Origin of the sequence: Bacillus sp. 1021, assembly GCF_014534735.1 — a bacterium.
Lineage (GTDB): Bacteria > Bacillota > Bacilli > Bacillales > Bacillaceae > Bacillus > Bacillus siamensis.
Map to the genome: position 1 here is coordinate 630,376 of NZ_JACVSR010000002.1, position 21,983 is coordinate 652,358.

The 21,983-nt window shown below is 47.6% G+C and carries 21 protein-coding genes, 3 pseudogenes and 1 other annotated feature; of the genes and pseudogenes, 16 read left to right on the plus strand and 8 right to left on the minus strand.

Translation table 11 applies throughout. From position 1 onward, the window contains the following. Positions 1-27 precede the first annotated feature (27 nt). A complete protein-coding gene (gene rpoN / locus ICW23_RS09830; RefSeq protein WP_049628769.1) occupies positions 28-1,338 on the plus strand; it encodes an RNA polymerase factor sigma-54 in 1,311 nt (436 codons plus the stop codon). 36 nt (positions 1,339-1,374) lie between these two features. Here rpoN and lutP read toward each other — a convergent pair whose 3' ends face one another. Continuing rightward, a complete protein-coding gene (lutP, locus tag ICW23_RS09835; RefSeq protein ID WP_188154427.1) occupies positions 1,375-3,051 on the minus strand; it encodes an L-lactate permease LutP in 1,677 nt (558 codons plus the stop codon). 204 nt (positions 3,052-3,255) lie between these two features. Between lutP and lutR the strand changes: the two genes are divergently transcribed. The 5 genes from lutR (at position 3,256) to ICW23_RS09860 (ending at position 8,263) form a co-directional block, all read left to right on the plus strand. Beyond that, the gene (gene lutR, locus ICW23_RS09840) at positions 3,256-3,975 is read left to right on the plus strand and encodes an L-lactate utilization/bacilysin biosynthesis transcriptional regulator LutR (protein WP_060964222.1); all 720 of its coding nucleotides are present in this window, start codon (positions 3,256-3,258) and stop codon (positions 3,973-3,975) included. A gap of 30 nt (positions 3,976-4,005) precedes the next feature. Then, positions 4,006-5,196: an aminotransferase-like domain-containing protein gene (locus tag ICW23_RS09845; RefSeq protein ID WP_188154428.1), complete on the plus strand. Its 1,191-nt coding sequence runs from the start codon at positions 4,006-4,008 to the stop codon at positions 5,194-5,196. 170 nt (positions 5,197-5,366) lie between these two features. Beyond that, the gene (locus ICW23_RS09850) at positions 5,367-6,083 is read left to right on the plus strand and encodes a (Fe-S)-binding protein (RefSeq protein WP_016937872.1); all 717 of its coding nucleotides are present in this window, start codon (positions 5,367-5,369) and stop codon (positions 6,081-6,083) included. Positions 6,084-6,110: 27 nt separating this feature from the next. Continuing rightward, on the plus strand, positions 6,111-7,541 hold the full coding sequence (locus ICW23_RS09855) for a LutB/LldF family L-lactate oxidation iron-sulfur protein (protein ID WP_016937873.1): 1,431 nt from the start codon (positions 6,111-6,113) through the stop codon (positions 7,539-7,541). Beyond that, the gene (locus tag ICW23_RS09860) at positions 7,541-8,263 is read left to right on the plus strand and encodes a LutC/YkgG family protein (protein WP_049627437.1); all 723 of its coding nucleotides are present in this window, start codon (positions 7,541-7,543) and stop codon (positions 8,261-8,263) included. The genes ICW23_RS09855 and ICW23_RS09860 overlap by 1 nt, the downstream gene beginning before the upstream one ends. A 231-nt stretch (positions 8,264-8,494) precedes the next feature. On the opposite strand, the pseudogene ICW23_RS09865 reads toward ICW23_RS09860, so the two are convergent. Further along, positions 8,495-8,711, minus strand: a pseudogene (locus tag ICW23_RS09865) (T7SS effector LXG polymorphic toxin); the annotation flags it as partial. A gap of 367 nt (positions 8,712-9,078) precedes the next feature. Between ICW23_RS09865 and ICW23_RS09870 the strand changes: the two are divergent. From ICW23_RS09870 to ICW23_RS19240, 6 genes and pseudogenes are all read left to right on the plus strand, one after another. Beyond that, on the plus strand, positions 9,079-9,849 hold the full coding sequence (locus tag ICW23_RS09870) for a putative immunity/bacteriocin fusion bifunctional protein (RefSeq protein WP_188154429.1): 771 nt from the start codon (positions 9,079-9,081) through the stop codon (positions 9,847-9,849). 120 nt (positions 9,850-9,969) lie between these two features. After that, positions 9,970-10,254, plus strand: coding sequence for a hypothetical protein (locus tag ICW23_RS09875; protein ID WP_188154430.1), 285 nt, complete (start codon positions 9,970-9,972; stop codon positions 10,252-10,254). A 164-nt stretch (positions 10,255-10,418) separates the two neighbouring features. Next, positions 10,419-10,505 (plus strand): helix-turn-helix domain-containing protein, encoded by an 87-nt coding sequence (locus ICW23_RS19225; protein WP_076983029.1) that lies wholly within the window; start codon positions 10,419-10,421, stop codon positions 10,503-10,505. Between the two features lie 144 nt (positions 10,506-10,649). Continuing rightward, positions 10,650-10,820, plus strand: a pseudogene (locus ICW23_RS19230) (DDE-type integrase/transposase/recombinase); the annotation flags it as partial. 77 nt (positions 10,821-10,897) lie between these two features. Continuing rightward, complete coding sequence (locus ICW23_RS19235) at positions 10,898-11,011, plus strand: integrase core domain-containing protein (RefSeq protein WP_099744175.1); 114 nt, start codon at positions 10,898-10,900, stop codon at positions 11,009-11,011. 18 nt (positions 11,012-11,029) lie between these two features. Then, positions 11,030-11,119 (plus strand): annotated as a pseudogene (locus tag ICW23_RS19240) (IS3 family transposase); the annotation flags it as partial. A gap of 45 nt (positions 11,120-11,164) precedes the next feature. Here the strand turns inward: ICW23_RS19240 and ICW23_RS09900 are convergent. The 3 genes from ICW23_RS09900 to ICW23_RS09910 form a co-directional block, all read right to left on the minus strand. Beyond that, on the minus strand, positions 11,165-12,493 hold the full coding sequence (locus tag ICW23_RS09900) for a GntP family permease (protein ID WP_016937875.1): 1,329 nt from the start codon (positions 12,491-12,493) through the stop codon (positions 11,165-11,167). Positions 12,494-12,519: 26 nt separating this feature from the next. After that, entirely contained in the window at positions 12,520-14,064 is a 1,545-nt protein-coding gene (gene gntK, locus ICW23_RS09905) for a gluconokinase (RefSeq protein WP_188154431.1), read from the minus strand. Between the two features lie 182 nt (positions 14,065-14,246). Continuing rightward, the gene (locus ICW23_RS09910) at positions 14,247-15,104 is read right to left on the minus strand and encodes a MurR/RpiR family transcriptional regulator (RefSeq protein ID WP_016937877.1); all 858 of its coding nucleotides are present in this window, start codon (positions 15,102-15,104) and stop codon (positions 14,247-14,249) included. 150 nt (positions 15,105-15,254) lie between these two features. Between ICW23_RS09910 and ICW23_RS09915 the strand changes: the two genes are divergently transcribed. Together ICW23_RS09915 and ICW23_RS09920 are read left to right on the plus strand one after the other, a co-directional pair. Then, positions 15,255-15,413: a hypothetical protein gene (locus tag ICW23_RS09915; protein WP_016937878.1), complete on the plus strand. Its 159-nt coding sequence runs from the start codon at positions 15,255-15,257 to the stop codon at positions 15,411-15,413. A 92-nt stretch (positions 15,414-15,505) separates the two neighbouring features. After that, positions 15,506-15,745: a binding site (T-box leader), on the plus strand. A 62-nt stretch (positions 15,746-15,807) separates the two neighbouring features. Continuing rightward, positions 15,808-17,148, plus strand: coding sequence for an amino acid permease (locus ICW23_RS09920; RefSeq protein WP_047477202.1), 1,341 nt, complete (start codon positions 15,808-15,810; stop codon positions 17,146-17,148). Between the two features lie 34 nt (positions 17,149-17,182). Here the strand turns inward: ICW23_RS09920 and ICW23_RS09925 are convergent, their stop codons facing one another. Continuing rightward, positions 17,183-18,100: a DMT family transporter gene (locus ICW23_RS09925; RefSeq protein WP_188154432.1), complete on the minus strand. Its 918-nt coding sequence runs from the start codon at positions 18,098-18,100 to the stop codon at positions 17,183-17,185. Positions 18,101-18,197: 97 nt separating this feature from the next. On the opposite strand from ICW23_RS09925, the gene ICW23_RS09930 reads away from it, so the two are divergent. Then, on the plus strand, positions 18,198-19,076 hold the full coding sequence (locus tag ICW23_RS09930; RefSeq protein WP_188154433.1) for a LysR family transcriptional regulator: 879 nt from the start codon (positions 18,198-18,200) through the stop codon (positions 19,074-19,076). A gap of 30 nt (positions 19,077-19,106) precedes the next feature. Here ICW23_RS09930 and ICW23_RS09935 read toward each other — a convergent pair whose 3' ends face one another. Continuing rightward, positions 19,107-19,514 (minus strand): hypothetical protein, encoded by a 408-nt coding sequence (locus tag ICW23_RS09935; protein ID WP_188154434.1) that lies wholly within the window; start codon positions 19,512-19,514, stop codon positions 19,107-19,109. Between the two features lie 273 nt (positions 19,515-19,787). Here ICW23_RS09935 and ICW23_RS09940 point away from each other — a divergent pair, with 273 nt between their 5' ends. Then, positions 19,788-20,795, plus strand: a complete 1,008-nt coding sequence (locus tag ICW23_RS09940) for an LLM class flavin-dependent oxidoreductase (protein WP_188154435.1) — start codon at positions 19,788-19,790, stop codon at positions 20,793-20,795. 35 nt (positions 20,796-20,830) lie between these two features. On the opposite strand, the gene araR is transcribed toward ICW23_RS09940, so the two are convergent. Beyond that, the gene (gene araR, locus ICW23_RS09945) at positions 20,831-21,919 is read right to left on the minus strand and encodes an arabinose utilization transcriptional regulator AraR (RefSeq protein WP_049627429.1); all 1,089 of its coding nucleotides are present in this window, start codon (positions 21,917-21,919) and stop codon (positions 20,831-20,833) included. Positions 21,920-21,983 lie beyond the last annotated feature (64 nt).

A 21,983-nucleotide genomic window follows, 5' to 3' on the forward strand; every position in this document is an offset into this window, starting at 1 on the left:
TACAATGAAAAAAGGGGAGTGAGCATGATGGATATCAAACTTCAGCAAACACAAATGTTAAAGCCTCAATTAACGCAAGAGCTTAAACAGGCCATCACATTACTCGGATACAATTCCGCGGAACTGGCCGGATATATTGATGAGCTCTCACTGGAAAACCCTCTGATTGAACGAAAGGAAACAGACACGCCGCCACTATCTTACCATAAAACAAGTAAAAACAGGATGAAAGAACGGGACGGAAGCCAGCAGATCAGACTTACGCGCAAAACGCTGCAGGATTCGCTCAAACAGCAGGCCTTGGACATGAAGCTGTCCGATGATGAGAAGAAAATTTTTAATTATCTGATATATTCTTTGGACTCAAACGGATATTTAAATGAGGACATACAAGCTGCCGCCGACCATGTATCCGCATCATTGGAGGAGACGGAAGCGGTTCTTTCAAAGCTTCAATCGCTTGAGCCCGCGGGAATCGGTGCTCGGTCTTTGCAGGAATGCATCCTTCTTCAGCTCCGCCGTCTGCCCGAACGGAACGAACAGGCGGAATGGATTGCCGGCGACTATTTTGAGCTATTTGCAAGAAAGAACTGGAAAGCGCTTACAATGAAGACGGGCATTCCGCTGAAAGACATTCAGGACATCTTTGACATGATCAGCGCGCTTGATCCGAGGCCGGGGCTCCGTTATGCGCATGAGGAGCCGGGTTTTTATGTAGAACCGGATATTTTCATCACGGTGAAAAACGGCACCATTCAAGCGCGGCTCAACAGCCGTTCGTTCCCTGACATTCAGCTTCATGCCCATTACCAGCCGCTATTGTCAGCTGCCGGGTGCCGTGACACGAAAAACTATCTGTCGGCGAAATATCAGGAATGGCGCTGGCTGAACCGGGCGTTGTCGCAAAGAAAACAAACCATCACGAGAATCATCGGCGTCCTGACTGAACGGCAGGCATCCTTTTTTCTCACAGGAAAAAGCGGAATGCAGCCGCTGACCTTAAGAGAGGTGGCGGAAACGCTGGAGCTCCACGAATCAACGATCAGCCGGGCCATCAAAGGGAAGTACGTCCAGACGCCGTACGGACTGTATGAAATGAAAACATTTTTCTCGGCGAAAGCTGAATCATCGGGAGACGGCGGCGCCTCCAATTATGCCGTAAAAGCGCATCTGGAAGCATTGGTCCGTAAAGAAGATAAAAAGAAACCTTTTTCAGACCAAAAGCTTGCCGATCTGCTGCACGAACAGCATGACATCCGAATCTCCAGACGCACCGTCGCCAAATACCGTGACCAATTAAATATCCCGCCGTCATCTGCGCGAAAACGGTACAGCTGAAACCTCCCCGAGCCATACCCGGGGAGGTTCTCCATGTTACGGGATCATCCATGAAAACAAATGATGCTGTAAAAATGTCATGAGACAGACGAGCAGAAGCAAAAACAGACTGTGCTTAATCGTAAAGCGGAAAAGGTCGGCTTCCTTGCCCGCCAGACCGACAGCTGCACAGGCAACCGCAATGGATTGCGGAGAAATCATTTTTCCGGTGACACCGCCTGATGAATTGGCGGCGACGGAGAGAACGGGATCCATCCCGACAGAGAGCGCCGTCACCTTTTGCAATCCGCCGAATAACAGATTGGCCGACGTATCAGAGCCGGTAATAAACACGCCGAGCCAGCCAAGCACAGGTGAAAAAAAGGTAAACATCGCGCCCGTCATGGCAAGCGCAAGACCGAGTGTCGTGCTCATGCCGGAAGCATTCGTCACATAAGCAAAGCCGACAACAGAAACGATGGTGACGATCGGAAGCGTCAATTCTTTCACCGTTTCTATAAACGCCCCGCCCCATGCTTTCCACGACATGCCGAGTGCGAACTTGGAGATGACGGCGGCAATCAGAATCGCCGTGCCCGCTGAACCGAGAAGCTCAAGCTTGTACACCGCTTCAATCGGCGTGCCGTCCGCCTGAAGAATTTGCTGATTTACAAATGGGACGGGAGGCGTGAAAGTCAATGCTCGCCCGGCTGCATTCAGCCAGGAAAGCCAAATTGACGTTCCTTCATAATGGCCGGTCAGGGCGGCCTTCACGCCGGGAATCCCCCAAACGGATATCATGGCCGTCAGAAGAAGAAAAGGAGACCATGCTTTAAATATTTGAGCGCCTCCGTACACGGCCGGCACCCCGTCGATGGACGCTGCTGATTCCCGTTCTGCCGCGAAACGATAGGCCGTTTTCGGTTTCCAAAACTTTAAAAACACAGCGAGCGCGGCCATGGAAACTAGCGCTGACAGCACATCCGGCAGTTCAGGCCCTAAAAAGTTCGAGCTTGCGTACTGCACGGCCGCAAAGGAGACGCCGGAAACAAGAATGGCCGGCCATACTTCAAAAGCCTTTTTAAACCCGCTCATCAAAATGATTAAATAAAGCGGTATAAACACGGATAAAAACGGCAGCTGCCGGCCGACCATTTGGGAAATGTCCATAGCCGGTATCCCGGTCGGACCTTCGACGGCGGTAATCGGAATGCCGATCGCGCCAAAGGCAACGGGCGCCGTATTGGCAATCAGGCAAATCCCCGCCGCATAAAGCGGCTGAAAACCAAGTCCGACAAGCAAAGCGGCCGAGATCGCGACGGGAGCGCCGAAACCGGCGGCGCCTTCTAAAAACGCCCCGAAAGAAAAGGCGATGAGCAGCGCTTGCAAACGCCGGTCATCTGTAATGGACAGCACTGAACTCCGGATAATCTCAAATTGTCCCGTTTTCACGGTGATTTTATACAAAAAGACCGATGTGACGATAATCCAGCCGATCGGAAGCAGACCGTACACCGCTCCCTGCGAAGCCGACAGCACTGCTTTTTCCGCCGGCATGCCGTACACAAATACAGCGATTAAAAGCGAAACGGCTAACGTCAAAAGCCCCGCTATATACCCCTTCATCCGTTTCACCGCAAGCGCCCAAAAAAAGAAGATCATCGGCACGAGCGCGCAAGCTGCCGATAAAAGCAAATTTCCCCCTAATGGAGCATACCCCTGTGTCCATTGCATCCCTAAAAAACCCCTCCTTATGTCATGCGAGCGATTACTTTTATGATAAGGTCATCTGATGACCGGGTTAATTAGCATTATATTTTGAAAGTTTTGAAAATACAATCCTTTTCTTGAACAAATTGTCTGAACCTGTCGGCCGTGCGAAAAAAGAAGTATAATAGACGATAAACATCAAGATTCACAAGTGACGGGGTGATCGCGTTGAAATATAAACAAATTAAAACGAAAAAAATTTACGAAGAAATCGCTGATGCATTGCTGGAGAAGATAAAAGCGGGCGAGCTTAAGCCGGGTGAAAAGCTTGATTCCGTTCAGGCGCTTTCCGAGAGCTTTCAGGTCAGCCGCTCGGCGGTCAGAGAAGCGCTGTCGGCTTTAAAAGCGATGGGGCTCGTCGACATGAAGCAGGGAGAAGGCACATACATAAGAGAATTTGAGCCGTCCCATATTTCCCAGCCGCTTTCTTCCGCTCTCTTAATGAAAAAAGAGGATGTCAAACAGCTGCTCGAAGTGAGAAAGCTGCTTGAACTCGGCGTCGCCGCCATGGCCGCTGAAAAACGCACCGAAGAGGATTTACAAAAAATCCGCCAGGCCCTCATGGAGATGAAAGACATCGACGGAGACGAAGAATTGGGCGAAAAAGCAGATTTCTCCTTTCACATGGCGCTGGCGGAAGCATCACAAAACGGCCTGCTCAAGCATCTCATGAATCATGTCTCTGCGCTTCTTTTGGAAACGATGAGAGAAACGAGAAGAATCTGGCTGTTTTCTAAACGAACGAGCGTGCAGCGATTGTATGAAGAGCATGAACGCATATACAGCGCCGTCGCGGCCGGAGACGCGGATGAAGCGGAAGCCGCGATGACCGCGCACCTGACCAATGTGGAAGAAGTGCTGGGGGCTTATTTTGAAGAAAATGTATAGAAGCTGACTTGTGAAAGGGGATAAGATCACATGCAGGCCGAATCTTTTTTTCCTGACCATGTAAAGAAAGCTCTGACAAACGATCCTCCCGGGGAGTGGATGCCGGCTGTTCCAAAAGCGTGCATCCCTCTGCATTCCGGCTATCCCGATCCCGCGCTCATTCCTGATAAGGAGCTGAAAGAAGCCGCGTCCCGCCTTCTGGATGAGGAGCGCGATCTGCCGCTGCATTATATGGGAAGTCCGAGGACGGCCGTTTTAAAAAAGCAGATTCAAGAACGGTTGGCCATCCGCGGCATTCGCTGCCGTGACGATGAACTGCTCGTGACCTCGGGCTCCTGTCAGGCGATAGATCTGGCAGCCCGGGTGTTCCTCGATGAACAAACCGCCGCTGCCGCAGAAGCTCCGGCTTACATGGAAGCGCTCGAGATTTTTAAAAATTACACACCGCATATGATAAGCATTCCGGCAGATCAAGACGGCCTGCAAACAGAAACATTAGCGTTCATGCTTGAGGAAAGAAAACGAAAAGGGCTTGTGCTTCCGCGTCTTCTTTACACGATACCCGCTTTTCAGAATCCTGCGGGAACCGTGATGTCAGCGAAGCGGAGAACCCGCCTGCTTCAGCTTGCCGACACATATGATTTTCTCATCTTGGAGGATGACGCATACGGCGAGCTCGGATTCACGGATATCCCGCCGTCATTGAAAGCCATGGATCAGAACGGCCGGGTGCTGTACGCCGGTTCATTTTCAAAAGTCATCGCCCCGGGTCTGAGAATCGGCTGGATTGCAGGGGACGCTGCATTCATCAAGGCGTTGTCTTGGTTTAAAAAAGACTTGGATCATCCATTTTCTCAAGCGGTGACCGCCGTCTATCTGGAACAAACGAATGTTGAAGAACGGCTCGCCGCCTTGCGTAAAGCATACCGGAGCAAACGTGACGTATTGATCGCCGCATTAAAGCAATATCTGCCGGAGTCCGCATCCTGGCACGTGCCGGACGGCGGTTATTTTGTCTGGGTAAAAGTGCCGGGGGCTGATACGTCTGCACTTCTGGAGCGGGCTCTTTCTCACGGTGTTTCCTATGTACCCGGTAAATATTTTTTTCTGCATCAGGAAGACGGCGCAGAATATCTCCGTCTGTCGTTCAGTTACGCAGGAAAAGCCGCGCTAAAAGAGGGGGTCCAACGGCTGGGATGCCTGCTGAAAAATGAGGCGTAAAGAAGCATTCGGGCTTCTCTTTTTTTGTGCTCTTAGCGCATCGGACAAAAGGATTTTTCAGAAAAACCTTCCAATCCATATTCAGAATAGTGTAGGATATTTATAGAGCTTTCCAAAAACAGGTCATCAGATGACCGGATCACATATTGAGGATGAAAGAGGGGTTCATCATGAAAGTCTCATTATTTGTCACGTGCCTTGTGGATATGTTCCAGACCAATGTCGGAAAGGCGACGGTTGAGGTGCTGGAACGGCTCGGGTGTGAGGTGGATTTTCCCGAGGGTCAGATTTGCTGCGGGCAGCCCGCATACAACAGCGGGTATGTGACGGACGCGAAAAAAGCAATGAAGCAGATGATTGCCGCGTTTGAAAAAGCGGAGTACGTCGTCAGTCCGTCAGGTTCCTGTACGACGATGTTCCGTGAATATCCGCATCTGTTTCAGGACGATCCGAAGTGGGCGGAAAAAGCGCAGCAGCTTGCGGACAAAACGTATGAGTTAACAGATTTTATCGTCAATGTTCTCGGAGTGGAGGATGTCGGGGCGGTGCTGCATAAAAAAGCGACATTACATACGTCGTGCCACATGACAAGGCTGCTCGGCGTGTCGGAGGAGCCGATGAAGCTTTTGCGTCATGTAAAGGGGCTTGAGTTTACTTCGCTTCCCGGAAAACATCAATGCTGCGGATTCGGAGGAACGTTTTCAGTAAAAATGGCGCAAATCTCTGAGCAAATGGTGGATGAAAAGGTCGCCTGCGTGGAAGAAACGGAGGCCGAGGTGCTGATCGGGGCGGATTGCGGCTGTCTGATGAATATCGGAGGGCGTCTTGACCGTAAGGATAAAAACGTCAGAGTCATGCACATCGCCGAAGTGCTGAACAGCAGATAAAAGGAGAAACCACAGGGGGGTAAAATCATGGCGATGAAAATCGGTACCGCCGCTTTTAAAGAGCGGGTATCAGAAGGAATAGATAATGAATTTATGAGAGGAGCCGTCTCCGGAGCGCAGGAACGGCTCAGGACGAGAAGGCTTCAGGCGGCAGAGGAATTGGGAAACTGGGAGGATTGGCGTTCCCATGCGGAGGAAATCAGACAGCATGTGCTGGACAATCTTGATTTCTATTTAGAACAGCTCGCCGAAAACGTCGCCAAAAGAGGGGGGCACGTATTTTTCGCCGAAACGGCGGAAGAAGCGTCCTCCTATATCCGCGATGTCATCCGGCAGAAAAACGCCAAAAAAATCGTAAAATCCAAATCCATGGTGACAGAAGAAATCAATATGAACGAAGTGCTTGAAGATGAGGGCTGCGAAGTCACAGAAACGGATCTCGGCGAATATATTCTCCAGATTGACGATCACGATCCGCCGTCACATATTGTTGCTCCGGCTCTTCACAAAAACAAAGAGCAGATTCGTGACGTGTTTAAAGAGAGACTCGAATACAAACAGACGGAAAAACCGGAAGAGCTCGTCATGCACGCGCGCAGCGTCCTCCGGAAAAAATTTCTCGAAGCGGATGTCGGCATCACGGGCTGCAACTTTGCAATCGCGGATACGGGATCGGTCAGTCTCGTGACAAACGAAGGAAACGGCCGCCTTGTGTCCGCGCTGCCGAAGACGCAGATCACCGTGATGGGAATGGAGCGGATCGTTCCTTCATTTTCTGAGTTTGAAGTGCTTGTCAGCATGCTGACGAGAAGCGCGGTCGGCCAGCGGCTTACAAGTTACATTACGGCGCTTACGGGCCCCCGGCAGGAAGGAGAAGCAGACGGGCCGGAGGAATTCCACCTCGTGGTCGTGGATAACGGGCGTTCCCGCATTCTCGGCACGGAATTTCAATCGGTGCTGCAATGTATCCGCTGCGCCGCCTGCATCAATGTCTGTCCTGTATACCGACATGTCGGCGGACACTCGTACGGGTCCATCTATTCGGGTCCGATCGGCGCCGTCCTATCGCCCCTTCTCGGCGGATACGATGAGTATAAGGAGCTCCCGTACGCATCTTCCTTATGTGCGGCCTGTACGGAAGCGTGTCCTGTTAAAATTCCGCTGCACGAGCTGCTGCTCAAGCATCGGCAGAACATCGTGGAAAAAGAGGGCAAAGCGCCGTTCAGCGAAAAACTGGCCATGAAAGCCTTCGGGATCGGCTCGTCATCCCCGTCCCTTTATAAAATGGGATCAAAATGGGCGCCTGCCGCCATGACGCCGTTTACGGAAGATGACAAAATATCAAAAGGGCCGGGGCCGTTAAAGGGATGGACCGCAGTCCGGGACTTCCCGGCGCCGCATAAATCGAGATTCAGAGATTGGTTTTTTGACCGTGAAAAACAAAAGGGGGAAGAATGATGATGAAAGGGACGGTTAAACATCAGGAATCCTTTTTAAACCGGATCGCCGGACGTCTGGGCAGAGAGCGCAGAAAAGCAGGCGTGTCCCTGCCTGAATGGAAGTACCAGCCTCAATATGAAACGCATGCGGGCTGTACGGAAGATGATCTTGTCACGATGCTGAAAGACCACTGCGTCAACATTCATACCGAGCTGATCGAAACGGATGCCGCCGGGCTGTACGCCGCTTTGCGCACGCAGGTGGACCGTTTTGAAGGAGGGCCTGTCATCATTCCGAAAGACAGCCGGTTTGAAACGTACGGCCTGCAGACTCTTGTGTCGGAAGAGTGGCCGGATGAAGGCATTCCGGTTTGGGAATGGGATGCGGAACAAGGAGCGAAAAATATTGAAAAAGCGGAACAAGCGAATGTAGGCATTACATTCAGCGAGATTACGCTTGCTGAATCAGCCACCGTCGTTTTGTATGCGTCAGAGCATGCCGGCCGATCAGTCAGCCTGCTTCCGACCACCTATATCGCAATCATTCCGAAATCTTCCATTGTGCCGAGAATGACGCAGGCCAGCGATATCCTGAAACAGCAGATCAGAGACGGCGTCACCGTTCCTTCCTGCATCAACTATATTACCGGACCGAGCAACTCGGCCGATATCGAAATGGACTTGGTTGTCGGCGTCCACGGACCCGTGAAAGCCGCTTATATCCTTGTTAATGACCGATAAAAAACAACCCCCGGTTTTCTGATATGATCCCCTCATAGTAGACAGAAAAAAGAAAGCATATCTGTCTACAATGGAGGGGATTTTTTATAGATAAAACACGTAAAACTTATGATATTCACTTTAAGAAAAAAGTTGTTGATCTTCAGCTAAATGATGGGGGTTATCAGACAATCGTCAGAGAAATGAACATTGAGGTAACAAGTGCTTCGTCCACATTTCCTAATTATTCCTATCAATTAGATCAATCCAATTGTCAGCCACACCAGCGTGATCTTGATAAAATGCTTTGATGTTGTCAGCACCTTTTCCGGAAAACTTACTGTCATCTAAGTCAGCTGCGGCTTTAAAGGCTTTTTTTAAGATTGACCATCTGGCTTCTTAATTCCTTGTATTCTTTTGCACGTTTATCTGCTTCTGAAAGCAGTGTTTTGGCTTCAAATACTTTCATATTCATATCCTTTCATTTTAATAGATCAACAAGATCTTACCTTGGGACAATGAAGAAACAGACAAAATGTGATACAAAAGTAAGAAATGATCAATTTGATCCGTGTTATTTTACCTTTTGAGATCTTTTGTTTTGAAACCGGCGCCGATGTCTCAGCAATTTCACCTGATGTATGGGTTTTCTATGATTGTATTTACGAACGAAAAGAAAGTGCAATTAGACAGTTTTTTGACAGTGAAAATAAAGTCCGCTATTTTAGAAATTTTTTTGATTTTAATAGAATTATCTGTTTTGTTGTTGATTCTGAATTGGAAATAAGTTACAATCTTCATGGGTATACCTAAAATATGGAAAAAGGAGGTATTTGATGGATAAGAAAGGCTTTTTTTCACTGTTAATGGCTTTCACACTTACATTAGTAACGATTTTCTCTTTTAATACTAGTGTTAAAGCTAATTCAAATGTTTTAGGAAAAGCAAAAACAAATTGTACCTCATGCCAATCAGGGGTTCCTGAGTCATCGGGACCATTAGAAGATCAACAAAAAGCAAAAGAAATTGTCTATGCCTCAAAGGAATTTAAACAAAACAAGTTGGTGAAAAAACCAAAAAACAGCTTCTTTGGACTTTCAAATGAACAAGATGAAGAGATTGTAAATGTAAAAGAAGGCATGGCTGTGGTAACAATTCCTGTTGATGATATGGAGTCTGGATTAACATCAGCACAATATTTTGTTGATCTGAAAACTGAACAAATATTCGATACCATTGAAACTTACATTACATTTGATGAATCAGAAAAACTTCTTAATTTACAAATAAAACAAGCTGGTAAAGTTGTTGAAGATGTAAACTTAACAGAAGGCGGAAAAGTCAAACTGGATAATGGAACAGAAGTTTCTGTAGAAGATTACTTAAAGGATTCAAAAGACTCTGCGGAAGAAACAAAAGCATCAACTATGATGAGCTGCAGAGCTGCTGTATCTTGGTTATATGATATAGCAAATGGAGGCTCTTGTGCTCTTTCTTGCTTAAGAATTGCGGCCATCAACCTAGCAATTGGTATTGGTTGCGGAACAGTTTGTGTTATTATCAAGCACAACTCAAAAAGCAAAGCAATAAAATTAATTTGCGGATAATTAAGGAGAGGGGGGGAAGAAATACCCCTCTTTTTTATCATTATAACGATGCATTGAAAATGATTAGGTGCATATTATAAAATTTAGGAAATATTGTTATAAGGTGGTTTTGAACAACTCATGAACAGTATTCAAAAAGAAACTGAAAAGAGCAGTGCATCTAGGGACTGGTTGATTTATATCACAGTATCAGTAATCTTTTTAATAGCAGTATCGATATTTAGCTTTTTTGAGTCGGAAGTTGATTTTAACGTTATGGCTCTCCGATTATTTGATGCTTTGATCAGCTGTATCTTGGTTATAAATGGTCTTTATTTTATGCAGAAAAACAAAGGGATAGCGGTCGTTTCCTTCCTTTTAGGAATAATTAATCTAGGGATATTAGCTGTTCTTTTGTTTCGTTAAAGAAAAAGGAGCCCAGCTCATATTGATATGATCCCCTCATAGTAGACAGAAAAAAGAAAGCATACTGATCTGTCTGCAATGGAGGGGATTTTTATTGGGAAAACACGTAAAACTTATGATATTCACTTTAGAAAAAAGTTGTTGATCTTCACCTAAATGATGGGATGGGTTATCAGACAATCGCCAGAGAAATGAACATTGATAAATACCAAGTAAGGAGATGGGTTAACCACTTTCAGACAGAGGGATGAAAGGGCTTAAGGAGAAACGCGCAAGGCAAATGGCACTGGTATGGGCAGGCCGAGAATTCGCCCCTTTTACGGCAAGAAAGAAACGCACATCACTTCCCGCAACCATCTAAACAGAGATTTTACAGCTTCGAAACACCTAATGAAAAATGGGTAACGGATATTACCTATTTAATGTTCAGCGGCCAAAAACTGTACATTTCTGTGATGAAAGACTTGTATAATAATGAAATCGCCGCTTATCAGATCAGTCGAAGGAATGACCTGAAACTTGTAGTGGATACGCTAAAAAAGCAAAGAAAAAACGGAATGATGTAAAAGGCGTACTCCTGCATAGCGACCAAGGTTTCCAATGTACATCCCTCCTCTACCACAATCTACTCAAAAAATATCAGATGAAAGCCAGTATGTCGAGAAGAGGAAACTGTTGGGACAATGCCTGTATGGAAAGTTTCTTTAGCCATTTTAAAACGGAATGTATGTATTTATATTCATTCAAAACAGCATAAGCAGTTCAAGAAGCAGTATGTAAATATATTCATTTTTATAACCATCAACGGTTCCAAAAGAAGTTAAACAACCTGAGCCCATATCAATACAGGACTCAGGCTGCTTAGTGTCTTTTTAACACTGTCTACTTGACAGGGGTCACTATTCGGCTTTTATATAAACGCGTTAATAATCATAATAAAACAAATCGCACTGACAGAAATAATCGTTTCCATCGCCGTCCATGTCAGGAACGTTTCTTTCACGGTCATTCCGAAATACTCTTTAATGAGCCAGAAACCGGAGTCGTTGACGTGAGACAGAATCAAAGAGCCTGCTCCCGTTGCCAAAACAAGAAGCTCGCTGCTGACCCCCGGCATGACAGATGCAATCGGTGCAACAATACCGGCCGCCGTCATCATGGCGACAGTCGCTGAACCTGTCGCGACACGGATGACTGCCGCGATCGTCCAGCTTAAAAGAACGGGAGAGAAGCTCGAATGCTTCGCCATGTCTGCGATGTACGTGCCGACGCCTGAATCAATCAGAACGTTGTTAAAAGCGCCGCCGGCTCCGATCACGAGCAGAATGGAAGCGATCGGTCCCAGACAGTCATTGCTGAATTTTAAAATGCTTTCTCTGTTAAAGCCCTGATAAAATCCAAGACTGAAAAAGGAGTAAACCGTGGCGATCAAAAGCGCCGTGACAGGGTCGCCGATAAATTTAAAAGTGTCATAGAGCGCGCTTTTTTCCGGAAGCGCAATTTCGGCAAGCGTTGCCATAAGCATCAGAATCACCGGTACTAATATCGTAAACAATGTATTTGCGAATCCCGGAAGCTTGCGTTTTTCATTCCGTTCAATAAATTGTTTTTTCAACAGTTCGGGGACGGGTTTGTGAATACGCTTACCGATCCATTTTCCGTAAAGCGGCCCCGCGATGATGGCAGTCGGAATGCCGACGATTAAAGAATACACAATCGTTTTTCCGACATTGGCGTGATAAATGCCGACAGCCGCCATCGCCGCCGGGTGGGGCGGAACCAATCCGTGCACGACGGAAAGTCCCGCAAGGAGCGGAATTCCGATCGTCACTAATGAAACACCGGTTTCAATCGCAATCGTAAACAGAAGCGGCACGAGCAGGACGAAGCCGACCTGGAAAAAGACCGGGATGCCGACGATAAAAGCAACGGCCACCATCGCCCAATGCACTTTCTTTTTGCCGAAACGGCCGATCAGGGTGTGGGCGATCCGCTCCGCACCGCCTGATTCAGCCATCATTTTTCCGAGCATCGTGCCGAGGGCCAGCACGATCGCAAGCAGAGACAGCGTATTGCCGAGCCCGGTTTTCATCGAAGTGATAATGTCCGGCAGCTTCATGCCCGCTGCGAAACCGACAAGAATGGATGTAATCAAAAGACTGATAAAAGGATTTAACTTAGCGACCGTAATCAATAAGAGTAAAACGATAATAGCGGCAATGACTATAAACAGTAACATGACCTTTTCACCCTTTCAAAGAAGAATTAACGGCTTTGTTTGAGCTGAAATTCACTGATGACGTCAAATTCATCTTTGAGCTTGTCATACAGCCGCTCGTATAAGTAAAACAGCTCAATATATGTTTCGCTGTTTTTGACATTCGGTTCATGAAGGTGAGAAATTCTGATCCAGTCCTGAACATCCTCAATCCGTTCCATTTCGCCAATGCTGTGTAAAGCGAGGACGGCAGCTCCGAGCGCTGATGCCTCATAACTTTCCGGAACGAGGACTTCCCGTCCCATCGTATCGGACAAAATCTGCCTCCACAGCGGTGATCTCGCAAACCCTCCGGATGCCCGCACATCTTTTGCGGGGCCCGCCAAATCTCTCAGTGCGACACCGATCGAAAAGACGCTCATGATGACGCCTTCCAGCACCGCTCTGATAAAATGCTCCCGTTTATGGCGGAGGCTGATGCCGAAAAACGTTCCGCGGGCATTCGGATTCCAAAACGGCGCGCGCTCTCCTGATAAAAACGGCAGAAACAGCAGACCATCAGAGCCTGCGGGCACTTTATCCGCGATATCAATCATTAAATCGTACGGATCAATGCCAAGCCGCTTCGCCGTTTCGACCTCAGGAGAAGCGAATTCATCACGAAGCCAGCGCAGCATAATGCCTCCGTTATTCGTCGGTCCTCCGATGACCCAATGCTTGTCAGTCAGCGCATAACAGAACGTCCGCGCTTTTTCATCCGTCACCGGCTTATCCGTCACCGAACGTATGGCTCCGCTTGTTCCGATCGTAACGGCTACTTCGCCTTTGCCGATCGCGCCTACTCCCAGATTGGCAAGCACGCCGTCATTTGCGCCGATGATAAACGGAGTATCCGCATGAATGCCCATCCGTGCCGCGATTTCCGGCGCAAGGCCGCATAGCTGGTGAGTGGTCGGCACGATGTCCGACAGCTGATCTTCCCGGATTCCGGCAATCCGGAGCGCTTCTTCATCCCATGAAAGCGTCTCTAAACGGAACAGCCCCGTTGCCGAAGCAATCGAATAATCAACGACATAAGTTCCGAAAAACTCGTGCAAAATATATTCCTTAATACTGATGAATTTGGCGGCTTTCGTGAATGTCTCCTTATCCTGTTCTCTCATCCACACAATTTTGGAAAGGGGAGACATCGGGTGAACCGGTGTGCCCGTTCTTTTATAAATATCGAAACCGTTCATCTCTTTTAAAATCCGTTTTGATTGCTCGGCGCTGCGGTTGTCCGCCCAAATGATGCTTTTGGTCAGCAGGCCGCCATTTTGATCGACAGCAATCAATGAGTGCATGGCGGTGCTGATACCGATTGCCAGCAGGTTGTCCGGGCTCAGTCCGGCCTTTGTGACGGCGCCTCTGATGCTCGCGATAACAGCTTCCAAAATGTGCTCGGGATCCTGCTCGGCCCATGCCGGCTTTGGCTGTATTAAATCATAGTGAACCGAATGTTTGGATAGCACTTTGCCTCTTGGTCCGAACAGAACGGCTTTCGTGCTGGTCGTGCCGATATCCAGACCGATAACAGCTTGGGTTTCCTTCATATATATCCCGCCTACTCTAATTGAATAATAAGATAGATTGATAATGTATGCCCTTACAAAGTCAATTATAGGAATAATTTTTTTATAAATCAACGATAGAGAAGAAAATTTTTTTCACAAAATTGCCTCAATTCCCGCTGTATCGGCTTTTCTCTTTTGAAAAATAAATATTCAGAAAACGGTTACAAACGTTTGTGCGCGATCATTTTTCTGATTTGCTGCAAGTTGGCGAGCGTTTTCTCCTGCCGCAGACGTGCCGTTGCGAAATAAAGTGTATCAATGACCGTCAGCTGGGCGAGTCTTGCGGACATCGCTTCCGTTCGAAAGGCCGTCTCCCTTGTTGATGTATACAGCACAACGTCAGAAATCTGGGTGAGCGGCGACTTTTGGTAGCTTGTAATGCCGATCGTGCCCGCGCCGAGCGATTTGGCCGTTTTCACCGCGTCGAGCACATCCTTGTTGCTCCCTGAGTGAGAAATCCCAATGACTGCGCTTCCGGGACCGAGAAGACCCGCTGACATCGCCTGAAAGTGAGAGTCCGTGTGAGCGATGCAGTTTATGCCCGTGCGCATAAACTTATGATACGCATCTGTGGCGATCAGCCCGGAGCCGCCGTTTCCGTAAAATTCGATTCTGTCTGCGCCGTGAATCATCTCTACCGCTTTTTCAACATCGGCCGGATCTAACAACTGAAACGTATCGGTCAGGCCGGAAATATTTGCGCGGAAAACTTTTTGGATGATGACTTCGGTATTGTCATCAGGACTCATTTCTTCATGAATGTGCTGCACAGGCTCCTGAACGATTTCCTGAGCAAGCGCGATTTTTAAATCCTGATAGCCGGAAAAACCGAGCCGCTTGCACAGCCTGAAAATCGTCGCTTCAGAGCTTTTCGTTTTTTCCGCCAGCTGAATGATAGAGAGATGAACCACGTCTTTCGGTTCCTTCACGATATGATCTGCAATCGCTCTCAATTTTGGCGACAAGCCTTTGCTGGCTGCCTGAATCTTCCCGATACTGCTTGAATTGACAGGGGTCATGCTATAACCTCCCTATTCGAATGTAAACGCATACTTTTATGATAAAGCAAGTTTCAATATAAGGAAAACAGAATTTTAAAATTGTTTTTTCGATTTGGTGTATAAAAAAAGAGAAAGGCCGCCGATGATAGAAAGTGAGGAGGCATCTGGATGAAAAAAGCATGGATTCTCGTCATATCCTTCGGCATTGCGCTTGCGCTGTTTTTATACGCAAACACTAAGGTGAAAGCGGAAAGCGCGGCACCTGGAAAGCAAAGCCTTGTTTCCGGATTTCAGCTGAGATTTTCGAATGATCGGGAAGGACAATAGGACGGTAAAAATTAGTATTGACTTTGAAATTAGAAGACTGTATATTATGTTACTATATTCAGAAAATAAAAACTCAAGAGATTCATTTAACATAAAACACTGTGAACGGGAGCAGTAAAAGAATCCAGTCAGAAAAAGAGAGCCGCGGGGTGGTGCAACGCGGACTGATTGTTCTTTGAACTCGCCCGGAAGTGGCAGGGCGGAACGGAATTGTCGGAATATTCCCTATGTCCTAACGGCTGACCTTCGTTAAAAGGTTTTTAAGCTGGATTCCGGATATTCGGGATCAACAAGAGTGGTACCGCGGCTGCCTGAGGCACGCCGTCTCTTTTCTAAAAAGAGGCGGCGTGCTTTTTTATGTGATGAACACTTTTTGCGAGAGGGCGTGTGATAGATGGAAAAGGACAAGCAAACGTTGAAACGGACGATGTCGTCCAGACACATTATGATGATGGCGCTTGGAGGCGCAATCGGGGCCGGGCTCTTTAAAGGCAGCAGCACGGCGATTGATGAAGCCGGGCCTTCCGTGCTGCTGGCCTACCTCCTCGGCGGAATCATTCTGCTGTTTATTATGCAGGGGCTGGCCGAAATGGCCGTCAGAAACAAACATGCAAGAACGTTCCGTGATTTGGTTGAGCAGTCTCTCGGATCGTACGCTGCATACTTTTTAGACTGGATCTATTGGAAAATGTGGGTGCTCAATATTGCTGCAGAGGCGGTCGTAGCCGCCATTTTCATTCAATATTGGCTGCCGGAATGTCCGATATGGATACTCGCTTTGATTATTTCCATTGTGGTAACGGTCGTAAACATGCTTTCTGTGAAGCTTTTTGCCGAGACAGAGTACTGGCTTGCGCTCATTAAAATTACGGTGATTGTCATCTTTATTTTATGCGGAATTCTGCTTTTATTTTTCTCATTCGGCAATCACACGGCGCCGGGGCTGTCTCATTTAACGGATCACGGAGGGTTCTTCCCGCATGGAGCGGGGGGCGTCATTACGGCGATGCTCGTCGTGATCTACTCATACGGCGGAACGGAAATCATCGGCGTCACGCTGGCGGAGACAAAAAACCCCGAAAAGGTGATTCCGAAAGCTGTCCGAAGCACGTTAACGCGGATTGTCGCTTTTTATTTGCTGCCGTTTTTCATCATCGTCAGCCTGATTCCTTGGAATCAAGTCAACAGCGTTCCCGAAAGCCCGTTTGTCATAGTATTTAAGATGATCGGAATTCCGGGTGCCGACCATATTATGAATGCCGTCATTCTTCTTGCGATTATCTCGTCTATGAACTCGGGATTGTATGGGTCATCCCGCGTCTTATTTACGCAGGCTTCTGACGGCCGGGTGCCGAAAATCTTTTCAAAACTATCGAAGAAAAAGGTTCCCGTCTATGCGATTCTGACTTGTACGTCATTTTTATATGTAGGCGTTCTGATTTCTTTATTTGCAGGAAGCCAGACGTTTAATTATTTGATGGGTTCACTCGGCTATACCGTGCTGTTCATCTGGCTGATTATCGGATTCGCCCATTTGAAATCAAGAAAACATTCAACAGAACAGCCGGCTTATTACGTCAAATGGTTCCCGTACACGACCTGGTTCGCGGTGCTTGCGCTTTTGGCCATCCTGATCGGCGTAATTGCGACGACATCCATTGTCATCACATGCATCACCGCGGCCATCTACCTGCTTATTACGGCTGCGTATCTCGTGAAAGGGAGACATCAATAAACAAAAAAACTCTTGCCCCGCGGCAAGAGTTTTTTTAATGAGCGGCCTTTTTTTCTGCGGCCAAAGCAGGTGTTTTCAGTCTCTTTGGTGTTATATTCACAAAGCAAATGCTTGTGACAATCAGAAGCAGTCCGGCTAAAAGGCTGACGGTCAGCGGCTCATGCAGGAATATCGAGCTGACGACAATGGATATGAGCGGGATCAGGAAGGTGTAAGAGGCAACCTTGCTTGCTTCCCCTGAACCGACAAGCGTAAAAAAGGCGAGCCAGCCGAGCGCGATGACAAATACCGAAATGAACAGAAGGCTCAGAATGAACGGAGCTTTCCATTGAATCGCTGAAAAGCTTTCTGAAAAACTGCCGGAGCTCACAAGCAGCACGCCGCCGATCAGAAGCTGAAGAGCGACCATCCAGATCGAGTCCGCGCGTCCGCCCGTTCTTTTCACATATACCGTGCCGAGCGCCCAGCTGACTGCGGAGCCTAAGGCCAAAAGAATGCCGGCGATGGAAATATGACCTCCGAAACCGGCTGAGCTGATGACGGCGACACCGGAAAAGCCTAGAATAAGCCCAGCTATTTTCAAAGGATACATCGATTCGCCGAGCCACAGCCAAGAAAAAACACCCATTAAAACCGGCTGGAAAAACACAATGGCTGAAAATAGGCCGGCAGGCAGGTAATTTAAGCCGACCGTTTGCAGGCCGTAAAATAAAGTAATATTTAAAATAGCAGAAATCAGATAGATCGGCCACGTTTCTTTAAAACGCAGCTTTTTAAAACGGGGCAGCGCCGCCATTAATAATAGAAGTCCGCCGATCAGCGTGCGGATTCCGGCAAACAGAAGAGGCGGGGAATAGGCGAGCGCGGCCTTTGTCAGCGGCCAGTTAATCCCCCATACCGTAACTAAAAACGCCAGCATAAGAGCCGTCTGTATTTTCGAAAGCTGTTTCACGTCGTTCACTCCTTGTAGAACAATTCCATCATATGATACGGTAATCAGCAAGATAAATAAAATGAATCTTTTTTATAAGGAGCATAAGTAAAACGTTATGACGATTACACAACTGCGGGTTTTTGTTCAAATCGCTGAAACGGGAAGCTTTACAAAAGCAGGGCAGGCGCTGAATATGACGCAGCCCGCCGTCAGCCATGCCATCTCGGCGCTTGAGTCAGAGCTCGGCATTAAGCTGATCATCCGCGAGCGCCGCAACGGCATAAGACTCACGGACACGGGCGGAAAAATTCTCGTCCATATCAGAGAGGTGCTCAAAGGCATAGAAAAAGCCGAGCAGCTCGCGGCCGCAGAAAGAGGGCTTGAACAGGGAACGATTCACGTCGGCACATTTCCGGCCGCTTCCGCTTATTTCATTCCAAAGCTGATCAGCATGTTTAAAAAGCGGTATCCGAAGCTTGAATTGGTGCTTCATGAAGGAACGGTCAACGAAGTAAAGGAATGGCTCCGTTCCCGGGTAATAGACGCAGGTATTACTCTTTTTCCTACGGAAGACATGGAATATCTGCCGCTGAAAAAAGATAAAATGGCCGTCGTGCTTAGAAATGATCATCCGCTTTGCAGCTGTGAGTCAATCACTCTGAAAGACCTTGACTGCCAGCCGATGATCATCTGTGACGGAGGGTACGAATCACCGCTTATTGATATGTTTAGGGAGGCAGGATCTGTGCTGACTGCCGCATTCACTGTTTACAACGTCAATACGTCCATCAGCATGATTAAAGAAGGGCTGGGAATTGCGATATTATCACAAATGTCTATGTCGGGAATATCGCTGCCGGACAATGTCGTGACGAGAGAATTGAATCAGGCGGTGTACCGCGATGTTCTGCTTGCCGTTCCTTCCGTAAAGGAAGCTTCATTGGCGGCAAAACTTTTTATTCAAATCGCGCAGGAACTCACAAAGAATGAATAAAAGACCCTAATCATCTTAGGGTCCTGAATCTTATCGGTTAATTTTAAAAGAGTTTGTCGTATTGACAAGTTTTGAACCGCTGAACGTGGCTTTGACACGATAATAACCTGTCTTGCATCCTTTTAAAGAGAATGACTTAGTCACCCTTACTGAGAATGAAAAGGTTGTTTTTTTGCAAGTCGTCCATTTCTTTCCTGACTTTCGCTGTAAGTATAGGTTTCCTTTAAAGGTTCGATTAGACGGATACGGTGTACTGAGAGTAAAATCGACAGTTTTCGCTTTTTTCGTGTAGTAGGAGGCATCGGTAAATCCGCTTACATTTAAATGCTGCTGAGTGCCGGAATAAAAGTCTGCGGCGTATGCCTTATCGGTGTTTCCTGTAAAAAAGATTGCTGCCAGTAAAGCTGTTGTGAGTGCCATTAAGAGTTTTTTACGCATATAGAATGACTTCCTTCCTATTCAATATATGACATATGTTAACATTATTGGTTCTGTTCTTTCAATGATATCTTTTCATTTTTATATCATTCTAGGCTCTTCATATCTGAATGTTATAGATTCATTCATACAGAGTTCATCAGTGATGACCGCTGACTGATTGTTCGAAGATCATCGAATCAAATTGTTTAACTCACGTGAAAAGCTGTGGTAAGGTGGGTGGTAGAGACCTTGTTTAAGATCTGCTTACACTAAACCATAAAGGAGAAAACGATGGCTGAACATACATTGAAAGATACTGCGTTTTCCGTATTGAATTTATCGCCGGTCGTACAGGGGGGAACGGTTGCTGAATCGTTCCGCAACAGCATGGATTTAGCGCGCCGCGCCGAGGAGTGGGGCTATAACCGCTATTGGCTGGCGGAGCATCATAATATAGAAGGCGTCGCCAGCTCGGCAACGTCAGTGCTGATCGGCCACATCGCCGGCGGCACGAAAAAAATCCGCGTCGGTTCAGGCGGCATTATGCTGCCGAATCATTCGTCACTTGTAATCGCGGAGCAATTCGGAACCCTTGAAACGTTATATCCGGGGCGGATTGACCTCGGACTCGGGCGTGCGCCGGGAACCGACCAATTAACGGCAAGAGCCTTAAGAAGAAACATAAACAGCGGGGAAGATTTTCCGGATCAGCTTGAAGAATTGAGAAATTACTTCAAACCGACAGGCAATGTGCGCAATCAAGTCCGCGCCATTCCGGGCGAAGGGCTGGACGTGCCGATCTGGCTTCTGGGCTCAAGCGGCTTCAGCGCACGCCTTGCCGGAGAGCTCGGGCTTCCGTTCGCCTTTGCGGCTCATTTCTCACCGAAAAATACCGTGCCGGCTCTTGAGTTATACCGAAGCTCCTTCCGTCCGTCAGACGTACTGGATAAACCGTACGCGATGGTCGGCGTTACCGTTATTGCCGCGGACACGGATGAAAAGGCGGAGCATCTGGCGACATCGCATTATCAAAGATTTTTAGACCTCGTCCGCGGCACGCCGAACCAGCTGAAGCCCCCTGTTGAAGACATGGATCAAATCTGGTCGCCGTATGAAAAAGCGATGGTCAATGAACAGCTCAGTTCAACGATCGTCGGCGGACCGGATCGTGTGAAGGAAAAGCTGGAAAACTTCATCCGGACAACACAGGCCGATGAAATCATGGTGAATTCAGAAAGCTTTGAGCATGCCGACAGAATGCGGTCGTTTGAAATCATCGCCGAATTAAAAAACAGCTGATCAAAAAAAGCAATGTGCGCAGCACATTGCTTTTTTCATTCGCCGATCCGCCTGACGGAATTCCGGATGACGAGTTCCGGTTCATACACGACGTCATCTTGCTTCGGTTTTTTATGTTCTAAGCAGTCGATGACGTATTTTGCCGCCGCTTTCCCCATAATGGATTTCGGGTGCTTGACAGAGGTGAGCTTCACCTCGGAAATCTGGGCGAAATGTGAATCATCATAGCCCATGACTGACACGTCATCAGGCACCTTTAAGCCGAATTCTCTGAGAAGATTAATTGTCTTCAGCGCAATTTCATCATTATAACAAAGAATGGCCGTCGGGTATGATCCGCTGTTTTGCTCAAGGGTATCCTTAATCTTTTGGAGAAGCACGGTTTCTTTTTCCTCAGTCGTGTAAGTTACGATCATGTCCGGAGACGGGAAAATCCCGCGCTCCCGATGCGCCTGCAGATAGCCGTTCATCCGTTTGACGCCCTGCGTGTCATCCGCTTTAAAAATTCCCATAATGTGCGTGTGGCCGAGGGACATGACGTATTCGCAAGCCATCATGCCGCCTTTGACATCATTGACGGAAAAGCTCGGTGCGGCCAGCTCCGCATAAGAAGCGTTAATCATGGCAAACGGAATGCCGTTTTTCTCCAGATTGAGATAATAGCCGATGTTGGGCGTTTGCAGCGCGCTTTTCGTAGGCTCGACAATCAGCCCGTCTATATTTTTAGACAGCAGGTTTTCAAGGCCGCGTCGTTCACTTTCTGTATTGTTGTTGGTGCTCGTCAGCAGCATGGAATAGCCTTGTTCGCTTAAATAAGATTCGATTCCCCTGATGATGCTCGGGAAAATATAGTCTGATATGTACGTTGTAATGACGCCGATCGTTTTGTTTGAATGCATGGCTGATTTCGCCGTGCGTGAAGCGACAAAGGTGCCTCCGCCCTGAACGCTGTACAGCAGCCCCTGCGAGACTAAATCCCCGATCGCTTTTCTGATGGTATGGCGGCTGACGCCGAACTGCTGCATCAGCTCATTTTCCGTAGGCAGCTTTTGGTCAGGCTGTATTTTTCCTTGATTCAGCCATGAACAAATTTCTTCTTTTACTTGAGCATATTTCGGTAGCATATCAATTCCTCCAAAATGTATACGGACAAATTCCAGTATAACATAGTAAGCCCTTTCATCAAGT

Excerpts from the sequence above, each read along its gene's own strand:
- rpoN (WP_049628769.1), top strand. The coding sequence starts at position 28 with ATGGATATCAAACTTCAGCAAACACAAATGTTAAAGCCTCAATTAACG.
- lutP (WP_188154427.1), bottom strand. The coding sequence starts at position 3,051 with ATGCAATGGACACAGGGGTATGCTCCATTAGGGGGAAATTTGCTTTTA.
- ICW23_RS09845 (WP_188154428.1), top strand. The coding sequence starts at position 4,006 with ATGCAGGCCGAATCTTTTTTTCCTGACCATGTAAAGAAAGCTCTGACA.
- ICW23_RS09850 (WP_016937872.1), top strand. The coding sequence starts at position 5,367 with ATGAAAGTCTCATTATTTGTCACGTGCCTTGTGGATATGTTCCAGACC.
- ICW23_RS09855 (WP_016937873.1), top strand. The coding sequence starts at position 6,111 with ATGGCGATGAAAATCGGTACCGCCGCTTTTAAAGAGCGGGTATCAGAA.
- ICW23_RS09860 (WP_049627437.1), top strand. The coding sequence starts at position 7,541 with ATGATGAAAGGGACGGTTAAACATCAGGAATCCTTTTTAAACCGGATC.
- ICW23_RS09870 (WP_188154429.1), top strand. The coding sequence starts at position 9,079 with ATGGATAAGAAAGGCTTTTTTTCACTGTTAATGGCTTTCACACTTACA.
- ICW23_RS09875 (WP_188154430.1), top strand. The coding sequence starts at position 9,970 with ATGAACAGTATTCAAAAAGAAACTGAAAAGAGCAGTGCATCTAGGGAC.
- ICW23_RS19225 (WP_076983029.1), top strand. The coding sequence starts at position 10,419 with ATGGGTTATCAGACAATCGCCAGAGAAATGAACATTGATAAATACCAA.
- ICW23_RS19235 (WP_099744175.1), top strand. The coding sequence starts at position 10,898 with ATGAAAGCCAGTATGTCGAGAAGAGGAAACTGTTGGGACAATGCCTGT.
- ICW23_RS09900 (WP_016937875.1), bottom strand. The coding sequence starts at position 12,493 with ATGTTACTGTTTATAGTCATTGCCGCTATTATCGTTTTACTCTTATTG.
- gntK (WP_188154431.1), bottom strand. The coding sequence starts at position 14,064 with ATGAAGGAAACCCAAGCTGTTATCGGTCTGGATATCGGCACGACCAGC.
- ICW23_RS09910 (WP_016937877.1), bottom strand. The coding sequence starts at position 15,104 with ATGACCCCTGTCAATTCAAGCAGTATCGGGAAGATTCAGGCAGCCAGC.
- ICW23_RS09915 (WP_016937878.1), top strand. The coding sequence starts at position 15,255 with ATGAAAAAAGCATGGATTCTCGTCATATCCTTCGGCATTGCGCTTGCG.
- ICW23_RS09920 (WP_047477202.1), top strand. The coding sequence starts at position 15,808 with ATGGAAAAGGACAAGCAAACGTTGAAACGGACGATGTCGTCCAGACAC.
- ICW23_RS09930 (WP_188154433.1), top strand. The coding sequence starts at position 18,198 with ATGACGATTACACAACTGCGGGTTTTTGTTCAAATCGCTGAAACGGGA.
- ICW23_RS09935 (WP_188154434.1), bottom strand. The coding sequence starts at position 19,514 with ATGCGTAAAAAACTCTTAATGGCACTCACAACAGCTTTACTGGCAGCA.
- ICW23_RS09940 (WP_188154435.1), top strand. The coding sequence starts at position 19,788 with ATGGCTGAACATACATTGAAAGATACTGCGTTTTCCGTATTGAATTTA.
- araR (WP_049627429.1), bottom strand. The coding sequence starts at position 21,919 with ATGCTACCGAAATATGCTCAAGTAAAAGAAGAAATTTGTTCATGGCTG.